This window comes from Pokkaliibacter plantistimulans (genome assembly GCF_003194385.1).
GTDB lineage: Bacteria > Pseudomonadota > Gammaproteobacteria > Pseudomonadales > Balneatricaceae > Pokkaliibacter > Pokkaliibacter plantistimulans.
In genome coordinates, this window is record NZ_LAPT01000073.1 from 1 (window position 1) to 24,363 (window position 24,363).

At 58.1% G+C, this 24,363-nt stretch carries 24 protein-coding genes and 1 pseudogene; 13 read left to right on the forward strand and 12 right to left on the reverse strand.

Annotated elements, in window-relative coordinates; genetic code table 11:
* The first annotated feature begins 47 nt into the window (after window positions 1–47).
* Window positions 48–230 (forward strand): hypothetical protein, encoded by a 183-nt coding sequence (locus tag WH50_RS14725; protein ID WP_207780319.1) that lies wholly within the window; start codon window positions 48–50, stop codon window positions 228–230.
* A gap of 68 nt (window positions 231–298) precedes the next feature.
* Here WH50_RS14725 and WH50_RS14730 read toward each other — a convergent pair whose 3' ends face one another.
* Window positions 299–1,096, reverse strand: a complete 798-nt coding sequence (locus WH50_RS14730; protein WP_110187996.1) for a siderophore-interacting protein — start codon at window positions 1,094–1,096, stop codon at window positions 299–301.
* Window positions 1,097–1,179: 83 nt separating this feature from the next.
* Window positions 1,180–1,452 carry a hypothetical protein gene (locus WH50_RS14735; RefSeq protein WP_133251335.1) on the reverse strand — a complete coding sequence of 91 codons (273 nt, stop codon included), beginning with the start codon at window positions 1,450–1,452 and terminating at the stop codon, window positions 1,180–1,182.
* A 538-nt stretch (window positions 1,453–1,990) separates the two neighbouring features.
* Here WH50_RS14735 and lhpI point away from each other — a divergent pair.
* Window positions 1,991–3,664 (forward strand): cis-3-hydroxy-L-proline dehydratase, encoded by a 1,674-nt coding sequence (gene lhpI / locus WH50_RS14740; RefSeq protein WP_110187998.1) that lies wholly within the window; start codon window positions 1,991–1,993, stop codon window positions 3,662–3,664.
* A 101-nt stretch (window positions 3,665–3,765) separates the two neighbouring features.
* Here the strand turns inward: lhpI and WH50_RS14745 are convergent, their stop codons facing one another.
* Together WH50_RS14745 and WH50_RS14750 are read right to left on the reverse strand one after the other, a co-directional pair.
* Window positions 3,766–3,924, reverse strand: a complete 159-nt coding sequence (locus tag WH50_RS14745; RefSeq protein WP_165838438.1) for a XapX domain-containing protein — start codon at window positions 3,922–3,924, stop codon at window positions 3,766–3,768.
* Window positions 3,925–4,000: 76 nt separating this feature from the next.
* On the reverse strand, window positions 4,001–4,564 hold the full coding sequence (locus WH50_RS14750) for an NADPH-dependent FMN reductase (RefSeq protein WP_110187999.1): 564 nt from the start codon (window positions 4,562–4,564) through the stop codon (window positions 4,001–4,003).
* Window positions 4,565–4,713: 149 nt separating this feature from the next.
* On the opposite strand from WH50_RS14750, the gene WH50_RS14755 reads away from it, so the two are divergent.
* The gene (locus tag WH50_RS14755; protein ID WP_110188000.1) at window positions 4,714–5,520 is read left to right on the forward strand and encodes an AraC family transcriptional regulator; all 807 of its coding nucleotides are present in this window, start codon (window positions 4,714–4,716) and stop codon (window positions 5,518–5,520) included.
* A 23-nt stretch (window positions 5,521–5,543) separates the two neighbouring features.
* Here the strand turns inward: WH50_RS14755 and WH50_RS14760 are convergent, their stop codons facing one another.
* A complete protein-coding gene (locus WH50_RS14760; protein ID WP_110188001.1) occupies window positions 5,544–6,416 on the reverse strand; it encodes a LysR substrate-binding domain-containing protein in 873 nt (290 codons plus the stop codon).
* 197 nt (window positions 6,417–6,613) lie between these two features.
* Here WH50_RS14760 and WH50_RS14765 point away from each other — a divergent pair, with 197 nt between their 5' ends.
* From WH50_RS14765 to WH50_RS14775, 3 genes and pseudogenes are all read left to right on the forward strand, one after another.
* Complete coding sequence (locus tag WH50_RS14765; RefSeq protein WP_110188002.1) at window positions 6,614–7,771, forward strand: methionine aminotransferase; 1,158 nt, start codon at window positions 6,614–6,616, stop codon at window positions 7,769–7,771.
* A 140-nt stretch (window positions 7,772–7,911) separates the two neighbouring features.
* Window positions 7,912–8,751, forward strand: a complete 840-nt coding sequence (locus tag WH50_RS14770) for a transporter substrate-binding domain-containing protein (protein ID WP_207780320.1) — start codon at window positions 7,912–7,914, stop codon at window positions 8,749–8,751.
* Between the two features lie 180 nt (window positions 8,752–8,931).
* Window positions 8,932–9,859 (forward strand): annotated as a pseudogene (locus WH50_RS14775) (IS630 family transposase).
* Between the two features lie 313 nt (window positions 9,860–10,172).
* On the opposite strand, the gene darG reads toward WH50_RS14775, so the two are convergent.
* The 7 genes from darG to ybiO all read right to left on the reverse strand — a co-directional run bounded on the left by darG (window position 10,173) and on the right by ybiO (window position 16,810).
* A complete protein-coding gene (gene darG, locus WH50_RS14780; protein ID WP_110188003.1) occupies window positions 10,173–11,237 on the reverse strand; it encodes a type II toxin-antitoxin system antitoxin DNA ADP-ribosyl glycohydrolase DarG in 1,065 nt (354 codons plus the stop codon).
* Window positions 11,234–11,887, reverse strand: a complete 654-nt coding sequence (darT, locus tag WH50_RS14785; protein ID WP_110188004.1) for a type II toxin-antitoxin system toxin DNA ADP-ribosyl transferase DarT — start codon at window positions 11,885–11,887, stop codon at window positions 11,234–11,236. Before darT ends, darG begins: the two co-directional genes overlap by 4 nt.
* A gap of 442 nt (window positions 11,888–12,329) precedes the next feature.
* On the reverse strand, window positions 12,330–12,443 hold the full coding sequence (locus WH50_RS27275) for an HTH-like domain-containing protein (protein WP_423808465.1): 114 nt from the start codon (window positions 12,441–12,443) through the stop codon (window positions 12,330–12,332).
* Between the two features lie 107 nt (window positions 12,444–12,550).
* Window positions 12,551–12,970, reverse strand: a complete 420-nt coding sequence (locus tag WH50_RS14795) for a secondary thiamine-phosphate synthase enzyme YjbQ (protein WP_110188005.1) — start codon at window positions 12,968–12,970, stop codon at window positions 12,551–12,553.
* Window positions 12,971–13,034: 64 nt separating this feature from the next.
* Window positions 13,035–13,547, reverse strand: coding sequence for a DUF695 domain-containing protein (locus WH50_RS14800; RefSeq protein ID WP_110188006.1), 513 nt, complete (start codon window positions 13,545–13,547; stop codon window positions 13,035–13,037).
* Window positions 13,548–13,710: 163 nt separating this feature from the next.
* On the reverse strand, window positions 13,711–14,262 hold the full coding sequence (locus WH50_RS14805) for a pyridoxamine 5'-phosphate oxidase family protein (RefSeq protein WP_110188007.1): 552 nt from the start codon (window positions 14,260–14,262) through the stop codon (window positions 13,711–13,713).
* A 196-nt stretch (window positions 14,263–14,458) separates the two neighbouring features.
* Complete coding sequence (gene ybiO / locus WH50_RS14810; protein WP_165838439.1) at window positions 14,459–16,810, reverse strand: mechanosensitive channel protein; 2,352 nt, start codon at window positions 16,808–16,810, stop codon at window positions 14,459–14,461.
* A 399-nt stretch (window positions 16,811–17,209) separates the two neighbouring features.
* Between ybiO and WH50_RS14815 the strand changes: the two genes are divergently transcribed.
* The 7 genes from WH50_RS14815 to WH50_RS14850 all read left to right on the forward strand — a co-directional run bounded on the left by WH50_RS14815 (window position 17,210) and on the right by WH50_RS14850 (window position 24,308).
* The gene (locus WH50_RS14815) at window positions 17,210–17,521 is read left to right on the forward strand and encodes a hypothetical protein (protein WP_207780322.1); all 312 of its coding nucleotides are present in this window, start codon (window positions 17,210–17,212) and stop codon (window positions 17,519–17,521) included.
* 648 nt (window positions 17,522–18,169) lie between these two features.
* Window positions 18,170–19,021: an AraC family transcriptional regulator gene (locus WH50_RS14820; RefSeq protein WP_110188009.1), complete on the forward strand. Its 852-nt coding sequence runs from the start codon at window positions 18,170–18,172 to the stop codon at window positions 19,019–19,021.
* A gap of 849 nt (window positions 19,022–19,870) precedes the next feature.
* Window positions 19,871–22,171, forward strand: coding sequence for a TonB-dependent siderophore receptor (locus tag WH50_RS14830; protein WP_110188010.1), 2,301 nt, complete (start codon window positions 19,871–19,873; stop codon window positions 22,169–22,171).
* Window positions 22,172–22,243: 72 nt separating this feature from the next.
* Window positions 22,244–22,705 (forward strand): hypothetical protein, encoded by a 462-nt coding sequence (locus WH50_RS14835; protein WP_110188021.1) that lies wholly within the window; start codon window positions 22,244–22,246, stop codon window positions 22,703–22,705.
* Window positions 22,686–23,087, forward strand: a complete 402-nt coding sequence (locus tag WH50_RS14840; protein WP_110188011.1) for a hypothetical protein — start codon at window positions 22,686–22,688, stop codon at window positions 23,085–23,087. The genes WH50_RS14835 and WH50_RS14840 overlap by 20 nt, the downstream gene beginning before the upstream one ends.
* A 336-nt stretch (window positions 23,088–23,423) precedes the next feature.
* Window positions 23,424–23,888: a hypothetical protein gene (locus WH50_RS14845; protein WP_110188012.1), complete on the forward strand. Its 465-nt coding sequence runs from the start codon at window positions 23,424–23,426 to the stop codon at window positions 23,886–23,888.
* 27 nt (window positions 23,889–23,915) lie between these two features.
* Entirely contained in the window at window positions 23,916–24,308 is a 393-nt protein-coding gene (locus tag WH50_RS14850) for a DUF3142 domain-containing protein (RefSeq protein ID WP_110188013.1), read from the forward strand.
* Window positions 24,309–24,363 lie beyond the last annotated feature (55 nt).

Here is a 24,363-nt window from a genome sequence, read left to right on the forward strand (position 1 = left end):
CAACCTAATGAGAAATCACACTTAGCCGTGCCAGAGCATCTGCCTTTGTGGCTTACCAGCGTGGCGTGGCCAGCCTGATTGATGTGTTGCATGCCGATGAGTCCTTGTTGCAGGTTGCGGATGCCAGAGCCATGGCGCAGACGGAAACCGCTCGTGCTGCTATTGCTACTTTCAACGCATTGGGCGGTGGCTGGCAGCCCATGTCCGCCGACGCACTGGCGGTACATTAAGGTGTAAACCTTGATACAGGACCCTCTGCCATAACCGCACTGGCGCAGGCAGAGGGCAGTGCAGCGGGTTAGTCTTCCATCTCGGCGCGTTTCTGCACCTGATGTTCATCTTCCACCAGACCGATTTTCCAGTAGGGGCTGATATAGACGTGGTCGCGGGCAACACCGCGCTCCTTCAGCACATACTGGCGAATCTTGCGTACCGCATTACCTTCACCGGCCACGAAAATGCTCGGTGTTCCGGTGGGCCACTGTAAGTCCTGCATCTGCTCCAGCAGCTGGCTGCTCTCCTTTTGCGGATGTGCATGCACCAGCCACTTCACTTTGATACCGGCAGGGATGCGCAGTTGTTGTGCATCAGCGCTGCTGGTTACCTCAAAGAAGGCATAACCGACGGCGTCGTCCGCCAGTGACTCCAGAATGGCGCTGGCGGCGGGCAGGGCGGTCATGTCAGCGGCAAACAGGAACCAGTCGGCCTGCAGGCTGTTGAGCTTGCGCGGGCCGGGGCCAGCGACGCCGATCATGTCGCCGGGCTGGGCATTGATGGCCCATTCACAGGCGGGGCCACCGCGACCTTCAGCATCGGTATGGATAGCAAAATCGATATCCAGTTCATTGTCTTCCGGGCGGTACTGGCGAACGGTGTAGGTCCGGACGATAGGGCGGTCTTCCGCCTGAGTGCGGAAAGCCGCCAGATTGGGGGCTTGCTGACCGGGCTGGGGAATCAGCAGCTTGACGTTGGCGCCTTCCTGACCGACGGGGAAGTCCAGCAGCTGCTCACCGGTCAGCACCACGCGCTGCATGTGGGGAGTCAGGGCATAGCTGCGTTTGACGCTGAGCAGACGGGGAGGAGAACGTTTGATCATAAGAGAATTCCTCTGCCGCTCCCGCTGCCAGACCAGCAGGGGGAACCGGCCATCAGTAATGGCTGAAAGTAGATGACGTAATGCTATTGCTTACCGTCGGCTGCCAGACTCGCCAGTTGTGCCTCCAGCGCGGCCACCCGTGACTCAAGGGTCTCGAAACGCTTGTGACGTTCCAGATGGGCGCTGTTGGTGTGTTTGGAGATGTAGCGCGACAGAATGCGACGAACCACCGTGGCCATGGAGATTTCGGTTTCCATGTCCTCTTCCATTTCGCTTTTCAGCTGGTTAAGGAACTCCAGCTGGTCAGCACTCAAACGGACCGAGACTACCTGGGATTTCTGTTCGTCTTTCATCATCAAAGCTCTGCGGTTTGGCGACCCAGTCTGTTCAGTGACGATTCTGAGTCTGTTGTAATCAGTGGTGACAATGTAAACATCAGGTTGGGTGTATTCAAGGTAAAAAATGTATACATCTATGTCGAAGTCCTTTTCTGCTTGCATCAGCGATGCTGGCCAGCGAATGAGGCCGGTATGGCGAAGTGACTCAGGCCTGTTAAGACGGTGTTCGAAGAGCACGTTTTAAGAAGACGACTGATAAGCCAAATGGCCCGTAATCACGGCCATGAAGTCAGGCGATGCAGGGTTAAGTCATCAAGGTGCAAACCGATGGGGCAGCATGCTGTCAAAGACATCGTTGCAGAGAACATCTGCAGTGCCATGAAGATGGCAACGTCTGGGGGATATTCCGAAAATCGCACTTGACGTCGCTGGTAGTTATTTTCGTATATTGCATGCAATCGTTTGTCTGGATTTCACCTGTCTGAACTGAGAACGGGTCGTTGATCCTGCGAGGCTGAGCGCTGGCAGGATGTGAGCCCGTTCCAAGGAGCCTTTCATGTCTCGTTGTATCCTTGCTGGCCACGCTGCAGGCCCTGTCCTCGCCTGTGATGAAGGGCTGAGTTTCTGGGGTGGTGTGGATGGTGCCAGTGGCCGGGTGATTGATGCCCATCATCCGCTGCATGGCCAGAGTCTGGCAGGGAAGGTGCTGGTGCTGCCGACCAGTCGTGGTTCCTGCACTGGCAGTGGCGTGCTGCTTGAGCTGATCCAGAACGGTAATGCCCCGGCTGCCCTGATCTTTCGCGAGCAGGAAGGGGTGCTGACTCTCGGTGCACTGGTGGCCCACCATGTTTTTGCTGCCACCCTGCCGGTGGTGCAGCTCGACAGCGAGGCTTTCGCCTGGGTCTCGGCACAGGCACAGGTGACCCTGTCGCCCGCCGAGGTGGTCAGTGGCGGGCGGCATATTACGCTGCAGCCGGTGGCTGGCGGGCAGCTGCAGCTGTCTGACGCCGATCAGGCCATGCTTGATGGCGAGCAGGGCGAAGCCGCACAGCTGGCCATGCGCATCCTGTGCAGTGTGGCTGCCATCGATGGCGCGCAGCAGTTGATCGATATCTCTCAGGTGCACATTGATGGCTGCATCTATGCCAGCCCGGCGCTGCTGCGTTTTGCCCGGCACTTTGACCAGCTGGGAGCCAGAGTGCGGGTGCCCACCACCATGAATGCCATTTCTGTTGATTACGCCAACTGGCGCCAGCAGGGCGTTGATCCGGCCTTTGGTCAGCCTGCCAGTCAGCTGGCCGATGCCTATGTGCATATGGGCGCCCGCGCCAGTTTCACCTGTGCGCCCTATCTGCTGGAGAGCAAGCCAGCTGCCGGTGACCGTGTGGCCTGGGCTGAGTCCAATGCGGTGATCTACGCCAACAGCGTGCTGGGTGCGCGTACTGCCAAACACCCTGACTTTCTTGATCTGTGTATCGCCGTCACCGGGCGGGCACCGCTGAGCGGTGTTTATCTGCAGCCACAGCGGGCTGCGCGCCGGGTGATTACGGTCGAAGCGATGAGTGACTGGGATGATGCCTTCTGGCCGCTGTTGGGGTATCTGGCCGGGGAGCTGGCACCGGACCGCATTCCTGTGATCTGCGGAGTCAGTCAGATGGCGCCCGATGAGGATGATCTGAAGGCACTGTGTGGCGCCTTTGGCACCACCTCCGCCGCGCCGATGCTGCATGTGCAGGGCGTGACGCCGGAAGCTGACCTTGTCAGCAGTGAGGCTGATCAGCAGCATTTAAGCCGGGCTGATTTCCTGCGGGCCTGGCAGCAGTTCAACAGCGGTGATCACAAGGTCGAGCTGGTAGCCTTTGGCAGCCCGCATTTCTCTCACAATGAGTGCAGGGCACTGGCGCAGCGGATGGCCGGACATCAGTGTGCCGAAGGCGTCAGCGGTATTGTGACGGTAGGGCGGGCGACGCTGGCGGCGGCCGAACAGGATGGTACGCTGGCCGCCCTGCAGCAGGCCGGGCTGAAGGTACACCCGGATATTTGCTGGTGCTCCATTTCCGAGCCGGTATTCCCGCCGGAGGCTCGTACCCTGATGACCAACTCCGGTAAATACGCCCACTATGCGCCGGGGCTGAGTGGGAGGGCGGTGCGCTTTGGCAGCCTGAGTGACTGCTGTGAGGCGCTGGTCAGCGGGCTGGCGCCGCAACAGCCACCCTTATGGTTACGCTGAGCAGCTCTGGTTCTGAGCAACTCTGGTTCTGAGCGTCATGGGTTCTGAGTATCAGCAGGTGGTGTGAGAGTACATACGTACTGCTCAGGTATCGCTGGCTTTCAGCTGAATAGCCAGCGATAGATCACACTGCCACCAAAGACGCCCACTGCGCCGACGATACCGCTTAGTGTTGGTGGTGCAGGCAGCGGCAATTTCAGCCAGGAAAAGAACAACCCCGCCGCCAGTCCGGCCAGCGCCGCATAGAATACGTCCATCATTTTCTCCCGTGAAACCGGTACAGGTACGTCAGGCTCAGAACGCACTACTGGCGCACTGGCCTGCCTTGGCCGGTGACTATTCGTAGTGAGGCTGCAGGCGGGCGCCGCGCAGGAAATCCTGCAGTGAGCGCTGCAGCGACTCCAGCGTGCGGCTGTCGGTCAGCTGGCCATCCGTCAGTTTGTCTGCCACCGCAGAGATGGCGACTTCCTTCACGGGCGGCAGCAGGCAGAGCATCGAAGCGAAGGTTTCACGCAGCTGATGCTGGGCGCGAACTCCGCCCAGCGGGCCGGGAGCATGGGTCACAAAAAACACTGGCTTAGCGGCAAAGGTGCTCTTGAAGGCCGGACGTGACAGCCAGTCCAGGGTGTTTTTCAGCACACCGGGGATGCCGTGATTGAACTCAGGGGTCACCACAATCACCGCGTCGCTGTCGGCGATCTGCTGGCGGCCAGCGCGCACCACATCGGGTAAACCGGCGTCTTCCAGATCCTGGTCATAGTGCGGATAGGCACCGATGTCGAGGCTGCTGATCCTGCTGTCTGCGGGTAGCAGGGTGGCGATGCTGTTGAGGATCACCTGGGAGTAAGAAGCCTGACGCAGGCTGCCGGAAATAAGCGTTACGCGAAGGGTGTCGGTCATTACTGAGTCCTTGTTGCAGGTGTTCGGGTACAGCCAAAAGCAGGTTCACACCGACAGCACCGGTGCACTTGTTTTTGACCTGAGCCAGTTTAAGCAGCACCCTGTTGGCGGTCCTTCGCAGGTCAGTCAAAAAGCTTCGGGAATCTGCCATGTTTTCGTCACCGTCTCGTTCTCCGGACGTCACTTCCACCCCACCATCAGGCATCGAGGCCATGCGCATCGAGCATGAGGCTGGCAAGGTGGTGGCCGAGCATGATCATGCTCAGGGTCAGCTGGCCTTTGTGCTCAAGGGCGCGCTGACCATCATCAGTGCTGAGGGCTGGTGGGTAGCGCCACCGGGGCAGGCGGTGTGGGTGCCGCCGCATCTGCTGCACGAGGCGCGCTACAGCAAGAATTCGGTACTGATCAAGGTGCTGCTGGATATGCAGCGTTTTGCCGGGCTGCCGCAGACCTGCCGGGTGCTGTCGGTATCGCCGCTGATGCGTGAGCTGGCGCTGGCGGCGGTGGATTGCCTGACCGTGCAGACACAGAGCGCCGTGCCTGCGTCTGGTGGCTTACTGCCGCTGATCATTCCGTTGCTGGTCGAAACGATCAGCACAGCAGACGACTGGGCCTTCCTGCACGTGCCGCAGGCTCAGGACAGCCGCCTGCGGCTGGCCATCGATTACATCTGGCAGCATCTGCACGGCAGGCTGGAAATGGCGGAGCTGGCCGCCGTCGCCCATTGCAGTGAGCGTACGCTGGCGCGACTGTTCAGTAGTGAGACCGGGCTCAGCCCCGGTCAGCTGCGGGAACGGCTGCGTCTGATCCGGGCGCTGGAGTTGCTGGCGCAGGGCTATTCGGTCACCCAGACCGCGCTGGAGGTGGGCTACAGCAGCTCAACCAGTTTCACCTGCATGTTCAGCCGGGTGATGGGGCTGTCGCCGCGAACCTATTTACAGCGGATGGCGGGCTGAGGAGGTAAATACGTCGTGAGGGATCAGCGGTCGGTCAGCCATCTGGCCAGCGGCTGCAGCTGACTGCGATGGCGTGCCGGATACACCAGATAGTAGCTGAAGCCCGTTTCCATCCAGCTGTCAGGGAACGGCGTGATCAGTGTGCCGCGCTGCAGCTCTTCTTCCACCAGGGTGCGGTCCCCCATGGTGACTCCCATGCCCTGCAGGGCGGCGTTGATGGCCAGATCGAGGGTGTCGAACTGATAGCTGCGCGCCGGGCTGAGGGCCGGGCCGTTGAACTGCAGCAGCCATTGGCGCCAGTCATGCTGATCCCGCGAGGGGTGCAGCAGCGGATAGTGCAGCAGGTCACTGGTCTGCAGCAGCGGCTGGGCCGGGCGAATCAGTGACGGAATGCACACCGGCGTCATGTGTTCGCGAAACAGCTGCACTGCCTCCACGCCCTTGGGCGGCTGACGGCAATAGAGCACGGCTGCGGCGAAATTCTCCTGATCAAACTGCACACCGTGGTCAATGGTGGTGGCCACGGCAAACTGCTGCTCGGGGTATTGTTCCTGAAAGCGCTGCAGCCGCGGCATGAACCAGCGCATGGCGCAGGTCGGCAGCTTGATGTTGAGCAGCGCATCACTGGCACTGGCCCGGGGTTGCAGGGTGGTGCTGATCAGCTCGAAGGCCTGCTGCAGGCCCGGCAGGATGGCCTCGCCCTCACGGGTCATGGCCAGCCCGCGGGCCTGACGGCTGAACAGGGTGTAGCCCAGATAGTCTTCCAGATTGCTGATCTGTCGGCTGACTGCCCCCTGCGTCAGGTGCAGCTGCTCGGCGGCACGGGTGAAGTTGAGGTGCTCAGCCGTGACCAGAAAGGTATGCAGGGTTTTCAGCGGGGGCAGACGTTTGCTCATGGCAGCTTCCGGCGGACAACTCAGGGACGGAATGAACGGGATGACGAGGCACTCCAGCCATGCGTTCAGTGCATGGCTGCTATTACATCATTTCGATTGTGAGGAGGCCAGCCTGGGCCGACACTCAAACGCATCCAATACGACACCCTGCTGCGAGAGTGCAGAGCGGTGTAGCAGCAGATTGAACAGGGGATGCCATGTTGCGTTCAGGAATCACATCTACCTCCAAGTTGCCGGATGTAGGCGCCACCATCTTCTCCGTCATCGGTCAGCTGGCCGAGCAGTATCAGGCCATCAACCTGTCGCAGGGGGCGCCCAGCTTCCCTTGTGACCCGGCACTGCGGGCGCTGGTCAGTCAGGCGATGGAAGCCGGTCATAATCAGTATTCGGCGATGCCGGGCTATCTGCCGCTGCGCGAGGCGCTGGCACTCAAGGTCGAGCAGCTGTACGGCTGCCGCTACGATGCCGGCTGCAACATCACCGTGGTCGGCAGTGCCAGCGAAGGTCTGTACAGTGCCATCAGTGCACTGGTGCATGCCGGTGATGAGGTGATCTTCTTCGAGCCGGCCTTCGACAGCTACGCTCCCATCGTCCGTCTGCAGGGTGCCCGGCCCATCGGCATCAAGCTTCGGGCGCCGGATTTTCGTGTCGACTGGCAGGAAGTGCGTGCCCATATCAGCCCGCGCACCCGCATGATCATCGTCAACACGCCGCACAACCCGACCGCCACGGTGTTCGCCGATGAGGACATTGCTGAGCTGGTGGCGGTTACCCGCGGGACCGATATCGTCGTGCTGTCGGATGAGGTCTATGAGCACATTGTTTTTGATGGTCAGCCCCATCGCAGCATGGCCCGTTATCCTGAGCTGTCGGAGCGGGCGGTGGTGGTCGGCTCCTTCGGCAAGACCTTCCATGTGACCGGCTGGCGGGTGGGCTTCTGTCTGGCACCCTCTGAGCTGACCGAAGAGCTGCGCAAGATTCACCAGTTCATGATGTATTCCGCCGATACGCCGATGCAGGTGGCCTTCACTCAGTATCTGGCAGATGCCGAGCGTTACCTGTCACTGGCCGGTTTCTATCAGGCCAAGCGCGACCTGCTGCGAGATGAGCTGGCCGGTTCACGGCTGCAGCTGCTGCCCTCCGCAGGGAGTTTCTTCATGCTGGCGGACTACCGTGCCATCAGTGATGAGCCCGATTCCCAGTTCGTGCAGCGGCTGATTCGTGAAGTGGGGGTGTCCACCATTCCCATGTCCGCGTTCTACTCCGATGGCACCGATCAGGGTGTGATCCGCCTGTCGTTTGCCAAGGATGACGATACCCTGCGCGCCGGGGCACGGGCGCTGTGCCGTATCTAGCAGGCTGTATCCGGATAGCGGGAAAGACTGACACCGCAGAGTGACGGCTTTTCTGGCTATCGAAAAAATTGTTGTGAGTCGACTGAACTACCGGGGGCACCGGGTGCCCTCTACCTGAGGTAATGAGAGGAGAATTCACCATGCAGCAAGGGTTGAGCCATACCGCTGTATCTACCGTAGCGACACTGAACAAGGCATCGAAAAAACTGGCCACCGGGCTGCTGGCGCTGACTGCCGCCATGGCTATGTCAGCCAGCCAGGCCAAGGAATGGAAGGAAATCCGCATCGCTACCGATGCTACCTATCCGCCCTTCGAGTCGGTGGCGCCCGATGGCTCGCTGGTCGGTTTTGAAATGGACTATGCCCGCGCCCTGTGTGAAGAAATGAAGGTCAAATGCGTGATCAGCAACCCCGGCTGGGATGCGCTGATCCCCGGCCTCAACGCCCGCAAGTTTGATGCGGTGATGGCCTCCATGAACATTACTGATGATCGCCTTAAGGCGGTGGACTTCAGCGACGTTTACTACCGCATGAAGAACCAGTTTGTCGCCGCCAGTGGCAGCAATATCGAGATCAGCAAGGATGGTCTGAAAGGCAAGAACATCGTGGTGCAGACCGGCACGCCGCAGGAAAACTTTGTGCGTGAGCAGTTTGGCGATGTTGCCCATATCAGCGGCTACGTCAAAGCCGATGAGCCCTTCCTTGATCTGCAGTCGGGCCGTGCGGATCTGACCTTCGGCAACAAGGTGCAGATTGACGAAGGCTTCCTGAAAAAGCCCGGTGGCGAAAAGTTCGGCTTTGTTGGCCCGGTCTATGACGGCCGTGACTACCCGGTACTGGGGCGCGGTGTCGCGGTGGCCATGCGCAAGAACGAAGCGGAGCTGAAAGCGATGTTCAACACCGCCATCCAGTCACTGAAAGAGAAAGGCATCACCAAACAACTGCAGGCCAAGTATTTTGACTATGACCTGAGTGAGTGAGGCCACGCGGACGCACGTTCGAGGCGGGCAGCCGGTTTGGCTGCCCGTGGTTTCGTATTGCTGTAATTGATTCGGTCCTCTGAAATTTGAATATTTCCGGACCATGATTGTCTGTAGAGCATGGATAAAGAAGATGCTCGTAAACAAATGCTGGAACAACTGCATGAACGTCGCAAGTAAGTGGTTCGCCTGTATAAGCGAGACCATCAGGTTATGCAGATCGTCGGCATTTCGGGCCTGAGCTACTCGACGGTGCGCAACACCATTGACCTGTTCGGGAAAGGTGGAATCATGCGGATACAAAATAGGTGAAGGGCGACCTTTGAGCGGCGAGCAGGAGCAAGCTCTTCAGACCACAATGTGTGATAAGCGACCTGAGCAGCTGGAAATGGATTTTTACCTATGGGGTCGTGCTGCCGTCAGCGATTTGATTCGGCGTGAATATGGCATTGAGCTGGGTGTACGGGCCGCTGGCAAGTTACTCAGGCGCTGGGGCTTCACGCCGCAAAAGCAGATCAGGAAAGCCTATGAACATCGTCCGTCAGTGGCTGGAACACTACACGGCGTTGAGGCTCAAGCCAAATCCGAAGGGGGAGTCCACTGGGGCGGCGAAACAGCGCTGGTCAACACCGAGGTGCGTGGCCGCAGCTATGCACCGGCGGGAAAGACGCCGGTGGGCGGTTCACGTCAGAAGCTGTCGATGATGGCGACCGTGACTAATCAGGGCAAGACACGCTAGATAATCATCGACGAGGCGTTTAATGCGGATCGGCTGATGGAGTTACTGGAGGCCTTGATCAAGGACACCAGGCGTAAGGTATTCCTGATCCTTGACAATGTGCGTGTGCATCACAGCAAGCCGGTGAAGGTGTGGCTGGCCGGGCGCGAGGCAAGTGTTCTATCTGCCCAGGTACAGACGAGCGGAGCTGAACCTGGAGGAGTGGCTTAACGCCGACCTGAAGCAGGCGTGAGTAAGCGCGTACCGGTACGCACCAAAGCACAAATTACGTGTGCCGCCAACGACCACATGAGCAAGCTGAGAAAGTCGCCGGAGCGGGTGTGTGCTTTTTTCCAGGACCCTGACGTCATCAAGTATGCGGCAGGTTAAAACATTAAGGGGCTGGATCAGTAATCAGTGCCCGGCTATTGGGCACCTGCTCACGTATCCATTTCGCCAGCCAGACCGTCTGGCTCAGCTCAACGCGCTTGACACCACGGTCATGCAGCCATTCACGAAGAATATCTGCACCGATTTTTTTATTGTTGTCCGATCCTGCCAGTTGCCAAGGTAGCAGTAGTCCGGCGCGGCCTGGAAAAATGTAACTAGGCGGTTTTGTGTCGCTCGTTCAGGCTGGCCTGCGGTGCTTATGGTTATTGCCTGGAATACGTAATGTGCGCGGGTGCAGAGGTGTCAGTCAGCGTCAGGCAAAGTGCTGCAGGCGTTGCAGTGCATAACCAATATGCGCATCAGTAAAAAGCGCGAGTTTTCTACTTGCCCATGGTTCCCCTGCGGGCCATTGTGCCATCCCGATTCTGATGGACGGCACATCAGGCTGACAGCCTTGCTGGCTAAGCAGCCAGTCCACTGTGGAGAGCAGCTCCATTCCAAACGGAGACTCAAAGCCATCAATCAACAGGCTGAGCTCTTCAAGGACAGGCAGATAGTCCCTGGCATCGCTGTGCAAATAAGCGCTGACCCTGGCTTGCTCAGCATTATTGAACCAGATCACATCCAGTGGATTGCAGTCGGGGATACGTTTGTCGGCTTGCAGATAGCTGCCATCCAGCGCGTTGAGCAGGTGGGTCAGATTGTGGGCATACGGGCCGTAATAGTTGGCCTCAAACTGCAGCTTTAGCACGCTTTGCTGGCCATGCCGGGTCAAGGCGCGCTCAAGGAACCACGCCAGCTTCTGAATCTCCAGCAGGCTGCATTCCATCCCCAGAATCCAATAGCGCCGCACCAGCTCAGCTACCATGGCGCGGGCGGGAGTCAGCTTTTTTACGCCAGTGGTTTTCGCCACGTTCTGATAGCGGTGGGTTGGCTCGAAGAGGATGACCTCGACATCATCCAGATCACCCAGCGCCTGCTCGATCTGTGGCTTGACGTCATGCCAGTTCAGGCCACCGTTGCCTGCGCCGAGGGGGGGGATGGCAATGGAGCGCACCTGATGGGTGACAATAAAGTGGCGCAGGTCAGTCAGCCCGGCTTCAATCCAGGCTAGTTGTGACTTGCCACGCCAATGCTGCTTGGTCGGGAAGTTGATAATCCAGCGTGGCCCCATCAGTTCGCCGGTTTCGGTAACAAACATCTTGCCGGTGACGACTTCTCCGGCTTTGCAAGCCTTGCTATAAGCGTCCATGTTCTGGGGGAAGCGCTCCTTGAACATCAGCGCAATTCCTTTGCCCATAACGCCTACCGTGTTGACCGTGTTGACCAGTGCCTCGGCGTGGGCTTCCAGCAGGTTGCCTTGTGTGTAGCGAATCATGAGAAATACCAATCGGGTCGTGCATGAACAGGAAGGTTGAGCTGGCGTTGCCCAAGCCACTGCTTCAACTGCTGCAGAGTGTTGTCATCGTAGCAAATCATACCCAGCACTGCTTCCACCGGGCAGTGGCGATATATTAGTGCTTCGGCCTGATACCGCTCAAACTTGGCAGGGTCATTGACGTCCCTGCTGAAGTTGCGGGCTTGCAGAATAGGCCAGTCAATACGCTGCAAGTCGGCCAGGTCGTGGTAAAACGATGCCCACTGGTAGTAGGCATGCATGTCGGTGAAAAGATAGTTCAGGCCCAGCTCGCGAACACGATGCAGTGACGATACCAGCAGCACAATCTGGTCGCTTGTGCGTTGAGGCACACCACGCCCTGACGTGATATTAAGTAGCATGGGCGAAAACGGTGTGAAGTAAAACGGTACATAGTCATTCAGATAGCCACCGGGCATGAAGGGTACAGGGTGGGTAGCACGCTTGCTGATCAGCTCTGGGTTGCCAATCGGAATCCATGTGGGGCAAGTCATGGTGCTGTTGCCACAATGCAAACCGTTATCCAGCAGCCAGGGGATATTGTCACGGTGCACAATACGCCAGATCAGGGCTTTCTCCGGGTTAAGGGTGGCACTGTAGTTGTAGCTCATCCGCTTCTTTACTCATCCAGATTTTTGTCGGGTCAGAGTGTTATTCGGTTATGTAATGGAACGAGTTTGTGGTGCACATGGTGGCTGCTTCTCTGGTCACAAAGTTATGCTTCTCTGGTCACAAAGTTATGCTTCTCTGGTCACAAAGTTATGCTTCTCTGGTCACAAAGTTAAATGCGGCCCTAAATACGCCACATATACCCGCCGCCCATCATCTAACCAAAACATGCGTTCTTTCTTTTTTTTGGGGTCGTTAAGTCTTCATGCTGGACGGAGGCCCGCTGTATTTCTCGGTTACCGGGGGTGTGCTGTGCGCTTCAAAGGCGCGCGGTATCGAGCCCGGTGGCTTTCAGACGTTGAGTCAGGTTGCGCATTTTGCTGAATCGGTGTCAAAACTCTGGCTCAGCTCTACGCCCTCACAAAACTCCTTGGCAGTGATGCGCTACAGCTCGTCAGCATACTTGATCATCTGCAGATGCAGTTCGGCGGTGTACTGATTACATGGGGCATCCGCCAGGACCTGCCTGATGCACTGGTATATGTTGCTCTCGTTCATCGTCAGTCTGTACCCTCTGCATCGTCATAAAATACAGCTGAATTATATAACTGAACTGTTGAGCACAAGAGACGAATTGGGAAAGGCAATAGCATCACAACAGCCCCTTACTCGCCATTCAGCGTCACAATGACGCGGCGGCTGCCACCCTGATCGCGGTGTTCGCACAGATAGATGCCCTGCCAGGTGCCCAGATTGAGCCGCCCCGCACTGATGGGGATGGTCAGGCTGGAGCCGATCTGCACATTCTTGATGTGCGCCGGCATATCATCATCACCCTCATAATCGTGCTGGTAATAGGGCGCACGCTCTGGCACGTAGCGGTTGAAGTGCTCTTCCATGTCCAGCCGCACTGTCGGGTCGGCGTTCTCGTTCAGTGCCAGACTGGCGCTGGTGTGCTGGATAAACAGATGGCACAGGCCGATGTTGAGGCTGCGCAGGGCAGGCAGCTGCACCACAATCTCGTCGGTCACCAGATGAAAGCCGCGTGCTCTGGCCTTCAGGCGCAGGGTGTACTGATACCACATGGGGAAATCCTTGGGTCGGTATAACGATCAGAGTGCTGCGATGCCTTCCCTGGCACCGCGCCCCTTATTTATGCAGGCCGCTGATAAAGTCCTTGTAGCTGTCCCAGCCCGGCTCCTGCTCCGCCTGTATCTCCAGCGGCAGTCTTGGAAGTCCGGCCAGTGCCTGATTCATACGGCTGAAGAAGCCTTCTTCTGATTTGGCATAGTAGATCCACTGTTTGTCACCTTGCCCGGTGGAAACCAGTGCCAGAGTGGCGAAGCCCCAGCTGTTCACAAGGGGTTCCAGCAGCTTTTCCATTTCACTCATGCGGGTGCTGGTGGCCGTATCGGGCATGCCGTTTGCGCTCTGGTATTTCCAGTCGATAGTGATTTTGACCGGCTGCTCCGCCGTCGCAAAGCCGGGTGGCAAACCTTTCAGGTAGCGGAACACCAGCGTGGTTTGCTGTTGTTCATTCTTGGCACTGGCCATGGCCCATTGCGGCTTGTTCTGCTGCAACAGGCAGCCGCCCAGCAGGGTTGAAGACAACAGCAGAGCGAGCAGGGCTGCGGGGCGGGCGTAGGGCAACGGAACAGGCATGATCTCTCTCCGGTAAACAACAGCTTCGATGGTTCAGGATGCAGGATAAGGGTGACAGTGCTGTCTCTTTCCATCAGGTGTCGTTGTGACGCCGAGGGGCTGATACAGTGCTGATCAATACCCTATTCCACGCAAGAAAAGCGCCAGGTTGCCCGGGCCGCCGTCAGCCGTTCTTGTCAGCGATGCCGGTGGCAATGCCATCGATACTCTGCTGATTGCGCTCATGCCAGTACTTGCGGATACCGTCGGGGCCTTTCTTTTCCGCCCACTGATTCAGCTGGTCGCGCTCCCCCACGTAGTCAAAGAAGGGTACGGACATGCCGCAGGAGCTTTGCACCATGTCGATCTCCATATCGAAGATCTGCCGGGCGCCGGGCAGTGCCGGAAACAGCGGCTCAAGCAGCGGCCACTGTGGGTCCTGCAGGTGAATGGCGCGCGCCTGACCGTACAGGCGCAGAATCATTGGCGAACCTTCAAATGCACAGAACATCAGAGTCATGCGCGGGTGGCTTTGCAGGTGGGCGGCCGTTTCGTTGCCGCTGCCGGTGACATTGAGCCAGGCGACCCGGTTGGCACCCAGCACGCGCAGGGAATCCATGCCTTTGGGGGACAGGTTGACGCGGCTGTCTGCGGTGGCAGTGGCGACAAAGAACAGCTTCTGCGCCTCGATAAACCTGATATGGCGCTCAGCCAGGCCTTTGAATTGTTGTCCCATGGAGTGCTGTCCTTATTGTCTGGGCGGAGCCGTTAGTGCTCGGAAAACAATGGCAGCATTGTCGTTAAAAACAAGAGTTGCTAAAAACAAGAGTCGCTAAAAACAAGAGAGACATGCGTCCCTCCTGTTACCACTGCTTTTCGCCGCGGGTGCCTTGCCTGTTCACTACTTTTGCGGCGAGATCGTGAACCTCTTCTCAGACGTCGGAGTCGGCGACATCCTGCCCCGGCTTGGGCTTGTTAATCTCCGCCACCGGGTCGGGGTGCGCCTCCAGCGCGGTGTGCTCGTCCGCTTTCACACTCACTTCCTTCTCACGTCGCGTCAGCAGGGTGTTCTGCATGCGGATATTGGCTGCCGGTGCCTTGCCCTGTTTGTCTTCGCCGAAATAGATGGTCATGTGCGGGAAGGGGATCTCGATACCGGCAGCATCCAGATGCAGCTTGACCAGCCGGTTGTACTGGCGACCGATACCCCACTGTTCGCCGGGCAGGGTCTTGATACGCACCCGCACATTCACCGAGCTGTCAGCCAGAGCGGTGACGCCATGGATTTCCAGCGGGGCGACGATCTTACGGCTGATCTCGGGATCGGTGATCAGCTCGTTAAAGGCCGCCTGCAGATGCTCCAGCACTTCGTCGGTATTTTCCCGGTAGGCCACGCCGTATTCGCCAACGTGATAACCAAAGCCACGCATGTAGTTGGACACCGTGTCCACCGATGAGAAGGGGATCAGATGATAGGTGCCGTTTAGGTCGCGGATGCCCACCGAGCGGATTGTCAGTTTTTCGGCGGTGCCGGTGACGCCGCCAACGGTAACCACATCACCGGTATTCATGGCGTTTTCCAGCTGGATGAAGACCCCGGTAATGATGTCCTGTACCAGCTTCTGAGCACCAAAACCGATGGCCAGACCCAGCACCCCGGCGCCGGCGATCAGCGGGCCGATATCAATGCCGATTTCCGACAGTACGATCATCACGGTCATGGCGGTGATGGCGATGGCCAGCGCATTGCGGAACAACCCAAGCAGAGTCTTGGCGCGGGCCGTCGGCTCGCCGCTGCCGGTTTCCGGGTTAAGGCGATGCTCGATCAGGCTGGCGGCTACCAGCCAGAACAGCGCAGCCATCACCAGAATCACGGCTACATGGACGATGGTGCTGACCAGACGGATACCTTCTTCAGAGTTGAGCCAGCTCAGGGTGTCGAACAGGCTCCAGGCATTCATCACCAGCATGACGACGGTCGCCAGCAGCAACAAACGAATGACTTTCAGTGCCGCCGGCACATAGCTGTTGATGCGATCTTCCAGCAGCGGCAGGGTGCGGCGCAGCTCACTGGAAATACGGATACGGGTGCCGATCTGCTTGCCCAGCAGCGCCGACAGCAGTAAGCCTGCCGCGATATAGATCACCGTTCTCAGGGTGGCGATGGCCATAAACGGCAGGGCGTCATCCGGGCGCAACTGGGTAATCAGGAACAGCGCCACAAAGTAGCAGATGGCGACAATGTGCCAGACCCGGCCAAGAATCTGCAGGGCCGCGCGGGTGATGCTCATCTGCTCGCTGTTGCTGTGTTCCATGATGGCATCGGTCACTTCCTTGCGGTTACGCATGATCATGCCGATGGCGTTGATCAGGGCAATCAGCATCACCACCAGTTCCAGCGCATTGCCCAGACCTGGCTGCTGGTAGTAGTTGAACAGCGGCACTGCCACCAGCAGGGTGTATCCGATAAAGCTGCTGATCATCGCCAGCCAGCGGTACCACTTCTGCGCACTTTCGCAGCCCATGGGCAGGATGCGCAGGGCCGGATAGCGGTCGGCAAACAGCAGGCGCAGCAGGGTCTTGAACAGTTCTATCAGGACGAAGCCATTGAGGAACAGGGAGGCTTGGGTATCCATGACTCCGGCGTCACCAATCAGCGCCAGCGTCAGGGCATTGCTGCAGGCATAAGTCAGCAGCACGCTGAGGGCATCAACCAGCCCGCAGCCGCCAATGGCCAGCACCCGGCGCAGCAGGTGGCGGCTTTGCCCCTGTTCATGCTGCAGGCTCCAGTGGTCCATCTTGCGGAACAGATGAGCGGTCAGCAGCCGCAGCACCAGGAAGATCAGCAGGGTACTGACGATGGTCAGGCCAAGATGCATGGCATCGGTGGTCAGCCCCTGCCAGTTGATGTGCTGCTGGCGCTCGTCCAGATCACCCAGCTCAGCGACGGCATCCACCGACTCCCTGATCTGCTGGCCAATATCGTCCATGAAGGCCTTGCTGCTCTCCGCCAGCTGACGCGGCAGTGACAGATCATCAGACGGCGCAGCGGCAGCACTGCTCTGTGCCGGTTGCGCCATCTGCCGCAGGGTAGTGATCAGCTGTTGGCGGCTTTTGGGGTTATCCAGCAGATCCGCCAGCTGGGTATAGGTGGCGGTATCGGCAGCAGGCGGGTCAGCAGGGGCGGCGGCGTGCGCCTGACTGCTCAGCAGTGCTGACAGGGTGACAGAGAAAAATAACATCAGGGGTAGCCACAAACGGGCGACGGATTGAGGGGGCAGCATGCATGCTCCTACAGCTGGTCGATCCATGGGTTGCACAGGTTTCCGGTGTACGAATCCCTGTTTTTGGGGACGGTTCAGCCAGATGCTGACGCAGGAAGTTTGCATTTGTTGCGATGTGTTTGAGATACGTAAGACGACAGGGAACATCTGCTACAGGCTTGGTTGTACCTGCGCTGATTTCGCAAAATGCTCCTCCACGGATGACGGCGCCTGCTCTGGTCAGCAGGCAGGCCGGTGATTTACAGACAGAATAACGAAACAGCTATGGACAATCCTTCGCCGCTCCGAGCGCTTCCGCACGGCGATTCTTTAGGCGGCACTGGCGATCATTTTCCGCGATGGTCCGGGGCGCCTGACGCTGGATACCATCGCCAAAGAGAGCGGCATGAGCAAGGGCTGATGCATCAGTTCCCCAACAAGAAGGCGGTACTCAGGGCGCTGATCGAATATCAGGTCGAGCACTTCCAAGCGTTTTATGGCACGCAACTGGCCGCGGCGCGACAGTCCAGCAGCAGCCCGGTACTGGCGTCACGTAATGCGACCGCCCGTGAAGCTACCGACCCTGATCTGGCACTGTTGCGCTGGTCTACTGCCCGTGGCCTGTCACTGTCAGTGACTCTGGGGATCTGCCCGCTGAGCGAAGATGAACGCAACCGGCTGTTTGAACGGTTGCTGGATGATGGCGCATGGCAGGGCACATCGGCGGAATAACACGCGAAGACGCTGCCTGCCAGAATGTGAAACACCTTCCTGACAACACCTCTTTTGCATGGTCAATTCGACCCACCGCTACGTTTTCCCCTCTGTTTTGAATGAGGCAGGCAAAAATTTTTTCATGCATAAAGCCGACTGGACGGTTTTTTTATAAAAATTGTGCTGGCTCTCTTCTTTGCACGGGCGAAATGGAGTTCTTCGGCCACGGCTAAAAGGTAGTGAGGATGTCGGAGTTCCACTCCACATACTCCCAGGTTAATCCGCCAACACCTGTGATCTGGCCTGTATCGACAACAGCGTAAAACCGGCTACGTATGTGCCGCAGACGTAGCCGGCGACATCCGTGTATTTCGCAAAGTCATGCCAGCCTGCACTTGATTCAGAACGCTCGGTACTAGACCGGCTGAGGTATCCTGGTTAAGTCCTCCCCGCGCAGCATAAGCATAAGCGCCGCAGTCATCAGTTCCGCTTCAAGGAAGCTGGCCTGTTCCTCTGTTGCCGGGTCCGGGTACTGGGCGGAAGGAATGACCAGCGGGTCAATCGCACCTTAACCACTGAATAACTAGATATCATTAAATAATATCGAAATAATATTTTCCATTTAGGACAGGATCCGATCTTCCACCAGAAATTCCACGAGACAATATGTCGAGCATTGCAATCACTGATCTAACCGTGCCCAGAGATGTCGATAGCGTCTCGCGACCCGTTGTTGCCTTGAGTGCGACTTCGGTAACAAAGGACTGGGAAAACGCCAGGCATCAACATCGCAAGGCGCAGCTGATTTACTCCGTACGTGGCATCCTCAACTGCGAAATTGAAGACGGCGTCTGGATCGTGCCACCACAGTGCGCTATATGGATACCGGGAGGCTTGCCGCACGCAGCACGGGGGGCGGGTGAAACTGAATGCTATTGCCTGTTCGTTGAGCCAGACGCCGCACCGGATCTTCCTAAAACCTGTTGCACAGTTTCGGTATCGCCATTGCTACGCGAGCTGCTGCTGAGGGCTGCCGGTTTTCCCGAGTTATACGTACTAGGCGGGCGGGAAGACCGACTGATTGCCACTCTACTTGATGAGTTGGTGATTGCCCCTGTAGAAGACCTGCACCTACCTATGCCACGCGACACCCGATTGCGTCGCCTCGCGGAAATGATGCTGGCCGATCCTACAGACAAGACTTCGAAGGCTGATTGGGCTATTCGTATTGGCATGAGCGAGCGCAGTATGAGCCGTCTTCTGCTGCACGAAATCGGAATGAGCTTTGGGCGCTGGCGTCGGCAGCTACATGTGATCCTTGCTCTGCAACGTTTGACCAAGGGTGAAAGCGTGCAAACGGTGGCATTGGGGCTGGGATATGAAAACGCCAGCGGGTTCGTAACCATGTTCCGGAAGGCTGTGGGCAAGCCTCCGGCACGCTATCTTTCGGATCGCATGAGCGGCGCGGAGCTTGCGTCTGTTCCCGTCATCAAGCTCCCCAATGAAGTTTGCTGCTGATTGGATCAGGCTGCCTTTGCTTGGGAGCGAAGCTTTCCTCGGAGGCCAGCGACTGCAGATCTTCATGCAACGCCAGATCGTCAATGAAGTCCAGTCGCGCGCCTGTGTACGCCATCAGCCCGAACCCATAACCCAGCTGTCTATAGACTATTGAGCGCCCGGTAGACCGATCCTGGGTGAGGCTGTCGAACTGCATACTGAGGTTACGATATATCTGGATGGCACCATGACAGTTTGGGGCGGCGCTCAAAACACTGATGCGAGCTATCGCCGGTCGCAGCCCGTTCGCCGCCGTTCGTTGATCCTGAGGTGACCTCAGTGATCCGGACTCGGCATTGGTTGCCACAGCGAGCCTCATCTTGTGTTTGCCTGACGGTGGCTTCCTACTACTGAACGCTGTAATTGGGATCAACGATTCGAGGCGATTCATCGCGTGGCTCCATATCAATATTCCTTAGCTATGCCAGTTCTCAGTCGCTTGCCGCATCGTGAAGTGTTGCCCTAGCCCCAGCACAATGGTGGGTCGCCACCGCGTTGGTCCTGCCGAACGGGTCGACTTCGTAATAGATGTCGAGCCAGCCGCTATAGCTCCATTGTGTGGGGGTCAGCCCTTCCATGTAGTGCTCGACGAGCTATACCAGCCATCCCTCGCCCTGCCTGGCGCTGAGCAGCATTAGACTTATCACTGTTGAGAACGTCAGCCTCCCCCCTCTCGAGACGCTAATGTAGGGGCGAACTCCTTGAACAGCACGTCTGGCCTAACTGAATAACAATCTGGCCTCCTTTCGCCATGACTACCCTTTTTCTCCAGTGTTTAATATGGCATCTAAATGCAAATGAGTATTGTTGATGCCTGATTTCACAATTACTGAGAAGCCCCGTTGGTCACTAGATATGTGCAGCCAGCACTCCGCCGTTCCTCGCCTGTACGGACAGAGCGAGGGGACAACTCGTACTGTGCTTGGTCCGGCAGTTGCGGTGGCAGTTCTCATTGGCACGCAGGGTGCTTTCGCCGCCGAATCAGCACAGATCCAAAACAAGTCGGGGGAGGCATCTCAAGAGGAGATAGTCTTGCCTGTCATCACCGTGGCGGGCCGCATGGATACGGCGATCACCGAAGGGACTGACTCCTACACTACGGGCGAAACGGCGGCGGCCACACGCTTGTCACTGTCGTTGGAGGAAACGCCGCAGGCAGTTACGGTGATCACGCGCCAGCGCATGGATGACCAGCAATTAAATTCGGTGCAGAGCGTACTGGACAACACCACGGGAGTGGCGTCGTACCAGTCCGATAGCGAGCGAACGAGTTTTTATTCGCGTGGCTTCCTGATCAATAACATTCAGTACGACGGTATCCCCACCGTCGTCGGCGACATAGTCAATGGGAGCGGTATCGGTTCTGTTGATACCGCGTTTTATGATCGTGTTGAGGTCGTGCGCGGCGGCTCCGGCTTGCTGACGGGCACCGGCAACCCCTCGGCTGCCATCAACCTGGTGCGCAAACGGCCGACCCGTGACTTCTCTGCAGCGGCCTCCCTTGGGGCTGGGAGCTGGAACACCTACCGGAGCATGGGTGACATCTCGACGCCGTTGACCGAGGATGGCCGCATCCGTACGCGCCTGGTAGGGACGTACCAAGATGGGCACTCGTACCTCGACGGCTACAAACCGGAGAGAAAGTCGTTCTACGGCATCATCGAGGCAGATCTGACATCAGACACGATGGTGAGCCTTGGCTATGACTATCAGGATATCACCCCGCAAGGCTCGACCTGGGGTGGATTACCGCTCTGGTTCAGCGACGGCACGCAGGCGGAGTATTCACGCTCTAAGAACTACGCGCAGGACTGGAGCTATTGGGATAACACCCTAAAGACGGCGTTTGCCGAGATCGAACATCGCTTTGACAACGGGTGGAAACTCCGGGCCGTCGCTAACCAGTACCGCACCGATTTCGATGCAGAGCTGCTCGGCCTGGTGGGCCAACCCGATCGCGCTACAGGACTGGGCTTTTTCCCCTCCGGGGCTTATCCGGTAGCGCTGGCGTCCGAAGGCCACAGTCGTCAAAACACCTTCGACGTGATGGCGAGCGGCCCCTTCGAGCTGCTCGGTCGCCAGCATGACCTAGTGGTAGGCGCGACGAGTTCGCGTCGTACGGCTAGCCAGGATGACATCGCGCCGTTCTACGCGGGCTTGGTGCCGGTCAATGTCTATGAGCTGAGCCCTGCCTTTCCCCGCCCTGACTTCGATGCCATGGCGCGGATACCGACCCGCACCCGGATCAAGCAGAGCGGTGTGTACAGCGCAGCCCGCTTCTCGCTGGCGGAGCCTCTGAAACTCATTGTCGGCGGCCGTTTCAGCAACTATGAGATCGACGACGTCACCGGCAGCTCGTCGTTGCATTACAAGAAGAGCAGTGAATTCACCCCGTATGCCGGCTTGATCTACGACATCGACAAGACCTATTCGGCTTACGTGAGCTACACGGGGATATTCAATCCGCAAACTGACTATCGCGACAGCAGGGGCAACGTGCTCACCCCGGCGAAGGGGAAATCCACGGAAATTGGCCTCAAAGGCGCTTACATGGACGGGCGTCTTAATGCGTCGGTCGCCTTGTTCGAGACTAGGCTGGACAACGCGGCACAGATGGCTGCGGGGAGCTATACGCCAAGCGGTGCCCAAGCCTATCAAGGCGTGGATGGGACGAAGTCGCGCGGGATCGAGCTGGACTTGCAGGGCGAGGTGGCGCGTGGCTGGAACATCTACGCAGGTGTCGCCCATTTCACGGCGCAAGATGGCGATGGCGTCCGCTTGAATTCGCAGCTACCGCGTACCACGGCCCAGCTTTTCACCACCTATCAGTTGCCCGGAGACTGGCGCAAATTGACGCTAGGCGGGGGCGTCAAATGGCAAAGCCGCTTCTACAAAGCGCCTAACACTGGCACTAGCTCATTGGGAGGGGAACAGAGTTCTTATGCGCTGGTATCACTGATGGGGCGTTACGCCATCACGAAGCAGACCGGTGTAGCCGTCAACGTCAACAACGCTTTCGACAAAAAGTACGCTCTACAGAAGGGCGACTTCGACACCGTGGGCTATGGCGCACCGCGTAATGTGATGGTGACGCTGAATTACAAGTATTGATTTGCTCTCAGGTGAGCGCTTCAACAGTTGGACATGCCCGCTATATTGCCATTGACTATCGAGGAAGATCTTATGCCCACTCAGCCCCCACTACGCACAGTTCAAGAGCTTGCCACGAACGCTCCCAATAAGGTCGCCTTGTCTTGGGTGGCGACAGCCGTTGGTGCCGTGCTTTTCGTCACCTTCCAGTTGTTCTTCTACGTCAACGACTTTGTGAGAGCAAAGGGAGCGACACCAGCGATTACGTTTGAGCCTGGAGTACTTTGGATGTTTTCCGCGTTCTATGGGTGCTGGATCGTCACGGTGCTTCTCGCGCTGACTGGAACGCGCAAGACTCAGCGGATTGTGCTGGTCTTTGGCAGCCTGCTTGTGGTTCTGAATACTCTCGGCGGAATCTCCGACGGATTGCGCGACGGTTGGCACGTTGCCTTCTCAGCAGTGTTCTTCATTACATTGCCCGGCGTATTCGCTACAGCGACCACCTGGCGTCACATCAACAGCAAAGGAAACAACCATGTCGATGAACAGTTCTAACTTCCCCTTGGTCTGGATGAATCTTACGCAAGAGCCAGGACATGATCACCAGAAGGACTTCGACGAGTTCGAGGGCAATTTGCAGCGCGGGGAGCCCTTCGTACTCTTGAGCGATACCCCACCTGCAGAGGAGCACGAGCACTCGCCGGAAGAGAAGAAACGCCTTGCGCTCTGGATGAAAAGGCACAAGGCTGAATTGCGGAGGCTGGTTTTGGCGATGATCCAGATTGAACCCAACCAGACCAAACGCATAGGTTACAAGGCGTTCGCAGTCCTTTTTGCCAAGTTCTGGGGCTACCCTCTACTTCTTGCAGCTTCACGTGAGGAGGCAATAAGGATGGCCAGAGAACTGCTCCCAACGAACGGAAAGTCATCCCACTGATGACCAGCGCTGGCGACCAATCTCCCATGAAGCTCTGTCGCCGCGCACCGTCGCGGCGAGCTGCTGATCTAACCCTTGTCGATCACCGGCTTCCACGGCGCCAGCGGGAACCCTATAGCGTCATCGAGCATTGCGTAACGACCACTGGCATGACGTTGTGCCGGTAGACGCCTGCCACGTGCTATCCGTCCGCCGTCCAGGCCGGTTTTGGACGCAATGTCCTGCCAGCTCCCGATTGCGCAGCGTGTTCAGCAGGTTCCGGGCTAGAGCCATCCACTGCCCGCGCCACTGGGACAGACCCTGTTCTTCCAGGAAGTCAGCGCGCTACTACAAGGCTTGTTTGGTATTGCCAACAAAGCCGAGTTCGTCCAATCCCCGGCCGTCGCCGGTCCGTTGCTGGTCGAGCCAAGTGGCGCCGATTGCTCCGAGCGGCTGGCGGCAGACAGTAACGATCCTTACAGCCTGAACTGTTTGGGTGAGTTCTACCTGCGCAACGGCTTTGATCAGGCGCCACTGGGTATCCGCCCGTCACCGGCTTCGCTGGCGGGCACGGAAGATCGTTTCGGTGGCAAGGCCATGTCCCGTCTGGCGCTGTACCGTCAGGTGATGGACTATCCCCGCGCCTCCGCCAGTGACCGCAGTTATGCCCTGTACCGGGCGATTCGTTGCTTTGCGCCCAGCGGCTACAACAGCTGCAGTGCTGATGACATCCCGCTGAAGCAGCGCAAGCAGTGGTTCAATACCCTCAAGCGTGAATACGGCAGCATGCCCTGGGCACAATCCCTGAAGTATTACAGGTAACGGCGGTGTGTTGGCTGCTGACCTGTAATGCGAGCGGGCCGCGTACCGCTCGGCATCCAGCTGGATTTCGACGCCAGCTCCTATCAGCTGGGGCGCTATGCCGATTTTCTGTGGCAGCTGCGGGAGCAGTTGCCCGCGCAGTATCGCCTCAGCATTACCGGGCTGCTGGACTGGACCCGTACCGGCGATGTGGCCACCCTCAACAGCCTGACAGGGACAGTGGATGAACTGGTAGTGCAAACCTATCAGGGCAGGCACAGCGTGGCCGGTTACGAGCGCTATCTGGCCAGCCTCAGCCAGCTGCGGATTCCGTTCAAGGTGGGGCTGGTGCAGGGCGGGGAGTGGGATGTGGACTGGCAACGCCGTCTGCAGCAGTCGCCTTACTATCGTGGTGAAGTGGTGTTTTTGCTTAATCCCTGACGGGCGGTCTGTGAAGGGGTATGAGATTGCCTGTGCCTGCCCGAAGCAGCGGGCA

Coding starts and splice junctions, on each gene's coding strand:
- WH50_RS14730 (WP_110187996.1), bottom strand. CDS start 1,096: ATGATCAAACGTTCTCCTCCCCGTCTGCTCAGCGTCAAACGCAGCTAT.
- WH50_RS14735 (WP_133251335.1), bottom strand. CDS start 1,452: ATGATGAAAGACGAACAGAAATCCCAGGTAGTCTCGGTCCGTTTGAGT.
- lhpI (WP_110187998.1), top strand. CDS start 1,991: ATGTCTCGTTGTATCCTTGCTGGCCACGCTGCAGGCCCTGTCCTCGCC.
- WH50_RS14745 (WP_165838438.1), bottom strand. CDS start 3,924: ATGATGGACGTATTCTATGCGGCGCTGGCCGGACTGGCGGCGGGGTTG.
- WH50_RS14750 (WP_110187999.1), bottom strand. CDS start 4,564: ATGACCGACACCCTTCGCGTAACGCTTATTTCCGGCAGCCTGCGTCAG.
- WH50_RS14755 (WP_110188000.1), top strand. CDS start 4,714: ATGTTTTCGTCACCGTCTCGTTCTCCGGACGTCACTTCCACCCCACCA.
- WH50_RS14760 (WP_110188001.1), bottom strand. CDS start 6,416: ATGAGCAAACGTCTGCCCCCGCTGAAAACCCTGCATACCTTTCTGGTC.
- WH50_RS14765 (WP_110188002.1), top strand. CDS start 6,614: ATGTTGCGTTCAGGAATCACATCTACCTCCAAGTTGCCGGATGTAGGC.
- WH50_RS14770 (WP_207780320.1), top strand. CDS start 7,912: ATGCAGCAAGGGTTGAGCCATACCGCTGTATCTACCGTAGCGACACTG.
- darG (WP_110188003.1), bottom strand. CDS start 11,237: ATGATTCGCTACACACAAGGCAACCTGCTGGAAGCCCACGCCGAGGCA.
- darT (WP_110188004.1), bottom strand. CDS start 11,887: ATGAGCTACAACTACAGTGCCACCCTTAACCCGGAGAAAGCCCTGATC.
- WH50_RS27275 (WP_423808465.1), bottom strand. CDS start 12,443: ATGAACGAGAGCAACATATACCAGTGCATCAGGCAGGTCCTGGCGGAT.
- WH50_RS14795 (WP_110188005.1), bottom strand. CDS start 12,970: ATGTGGTATCAGTACACCCTGCGCCTGAAGGCCAGAGCACGCGGCTTT.
- WH50_RS14800 (WP_110188006.1), bottom strand. CDS start 13,547: ATGCCTGTTCCGTTGCCCTACGCCCGCCCCGCAGCCCTGCTCGCTCTG.
- WH50_RS14805 (WP_110188007.1), bottom strand. CDS start 14,262: ATGGGACAACAATTCAAAGGCCTGGCTGAGCGCCATATCAGGTTTATC.
- ybiO (WP_165838439.1), bottom strand. CDS start 16,810: ATGCTGCCCCCTCAATCCGTCGCCCGTTTGTGGCTACCCCTGATGTTA.
- WH50_RS14815 (WP_207780322.1), top strand. CDS start 17,210: ATGCATCAGTTCCCCAACAAGAAGGCGGTACTCAGGGCGCTGATCGAA.
- WH50_RS14820 (WP_110188009.1), top strand. CDS start 18,170: ATGTCGAGCATTGCAATCACTGATCTAACCGTGCCCAGAGATGTCGAT.
- WH50_RS14830 (WP_110188010.1), top strand. CDS start 19,871: ATGCCTGATTTCACAATTACTGAGAAGCCCCGTTGGTCACTAGATATG.
- WH50_RS14835 (WP_110188021.1), top strand. CDS start 22,244: ATGCCCACTCAGCCCCCACTACGCACAGTTCAAGAGCTTGCCACGAAC.
- WH50_RS14840 (WP_110188011.1), top strand. CDS start 22,686: ATGTCGATGAACAGTTCTAACTTCCCCTTGGTCTGGATGAATCTTACG.
- WH50_RS14850 (WP_110188013.1), top strand. CDS start 23,916: ATGCGAGCGGGCCGCGTACCGCTCGGCATCCAGCTGGATTTCGACGCC.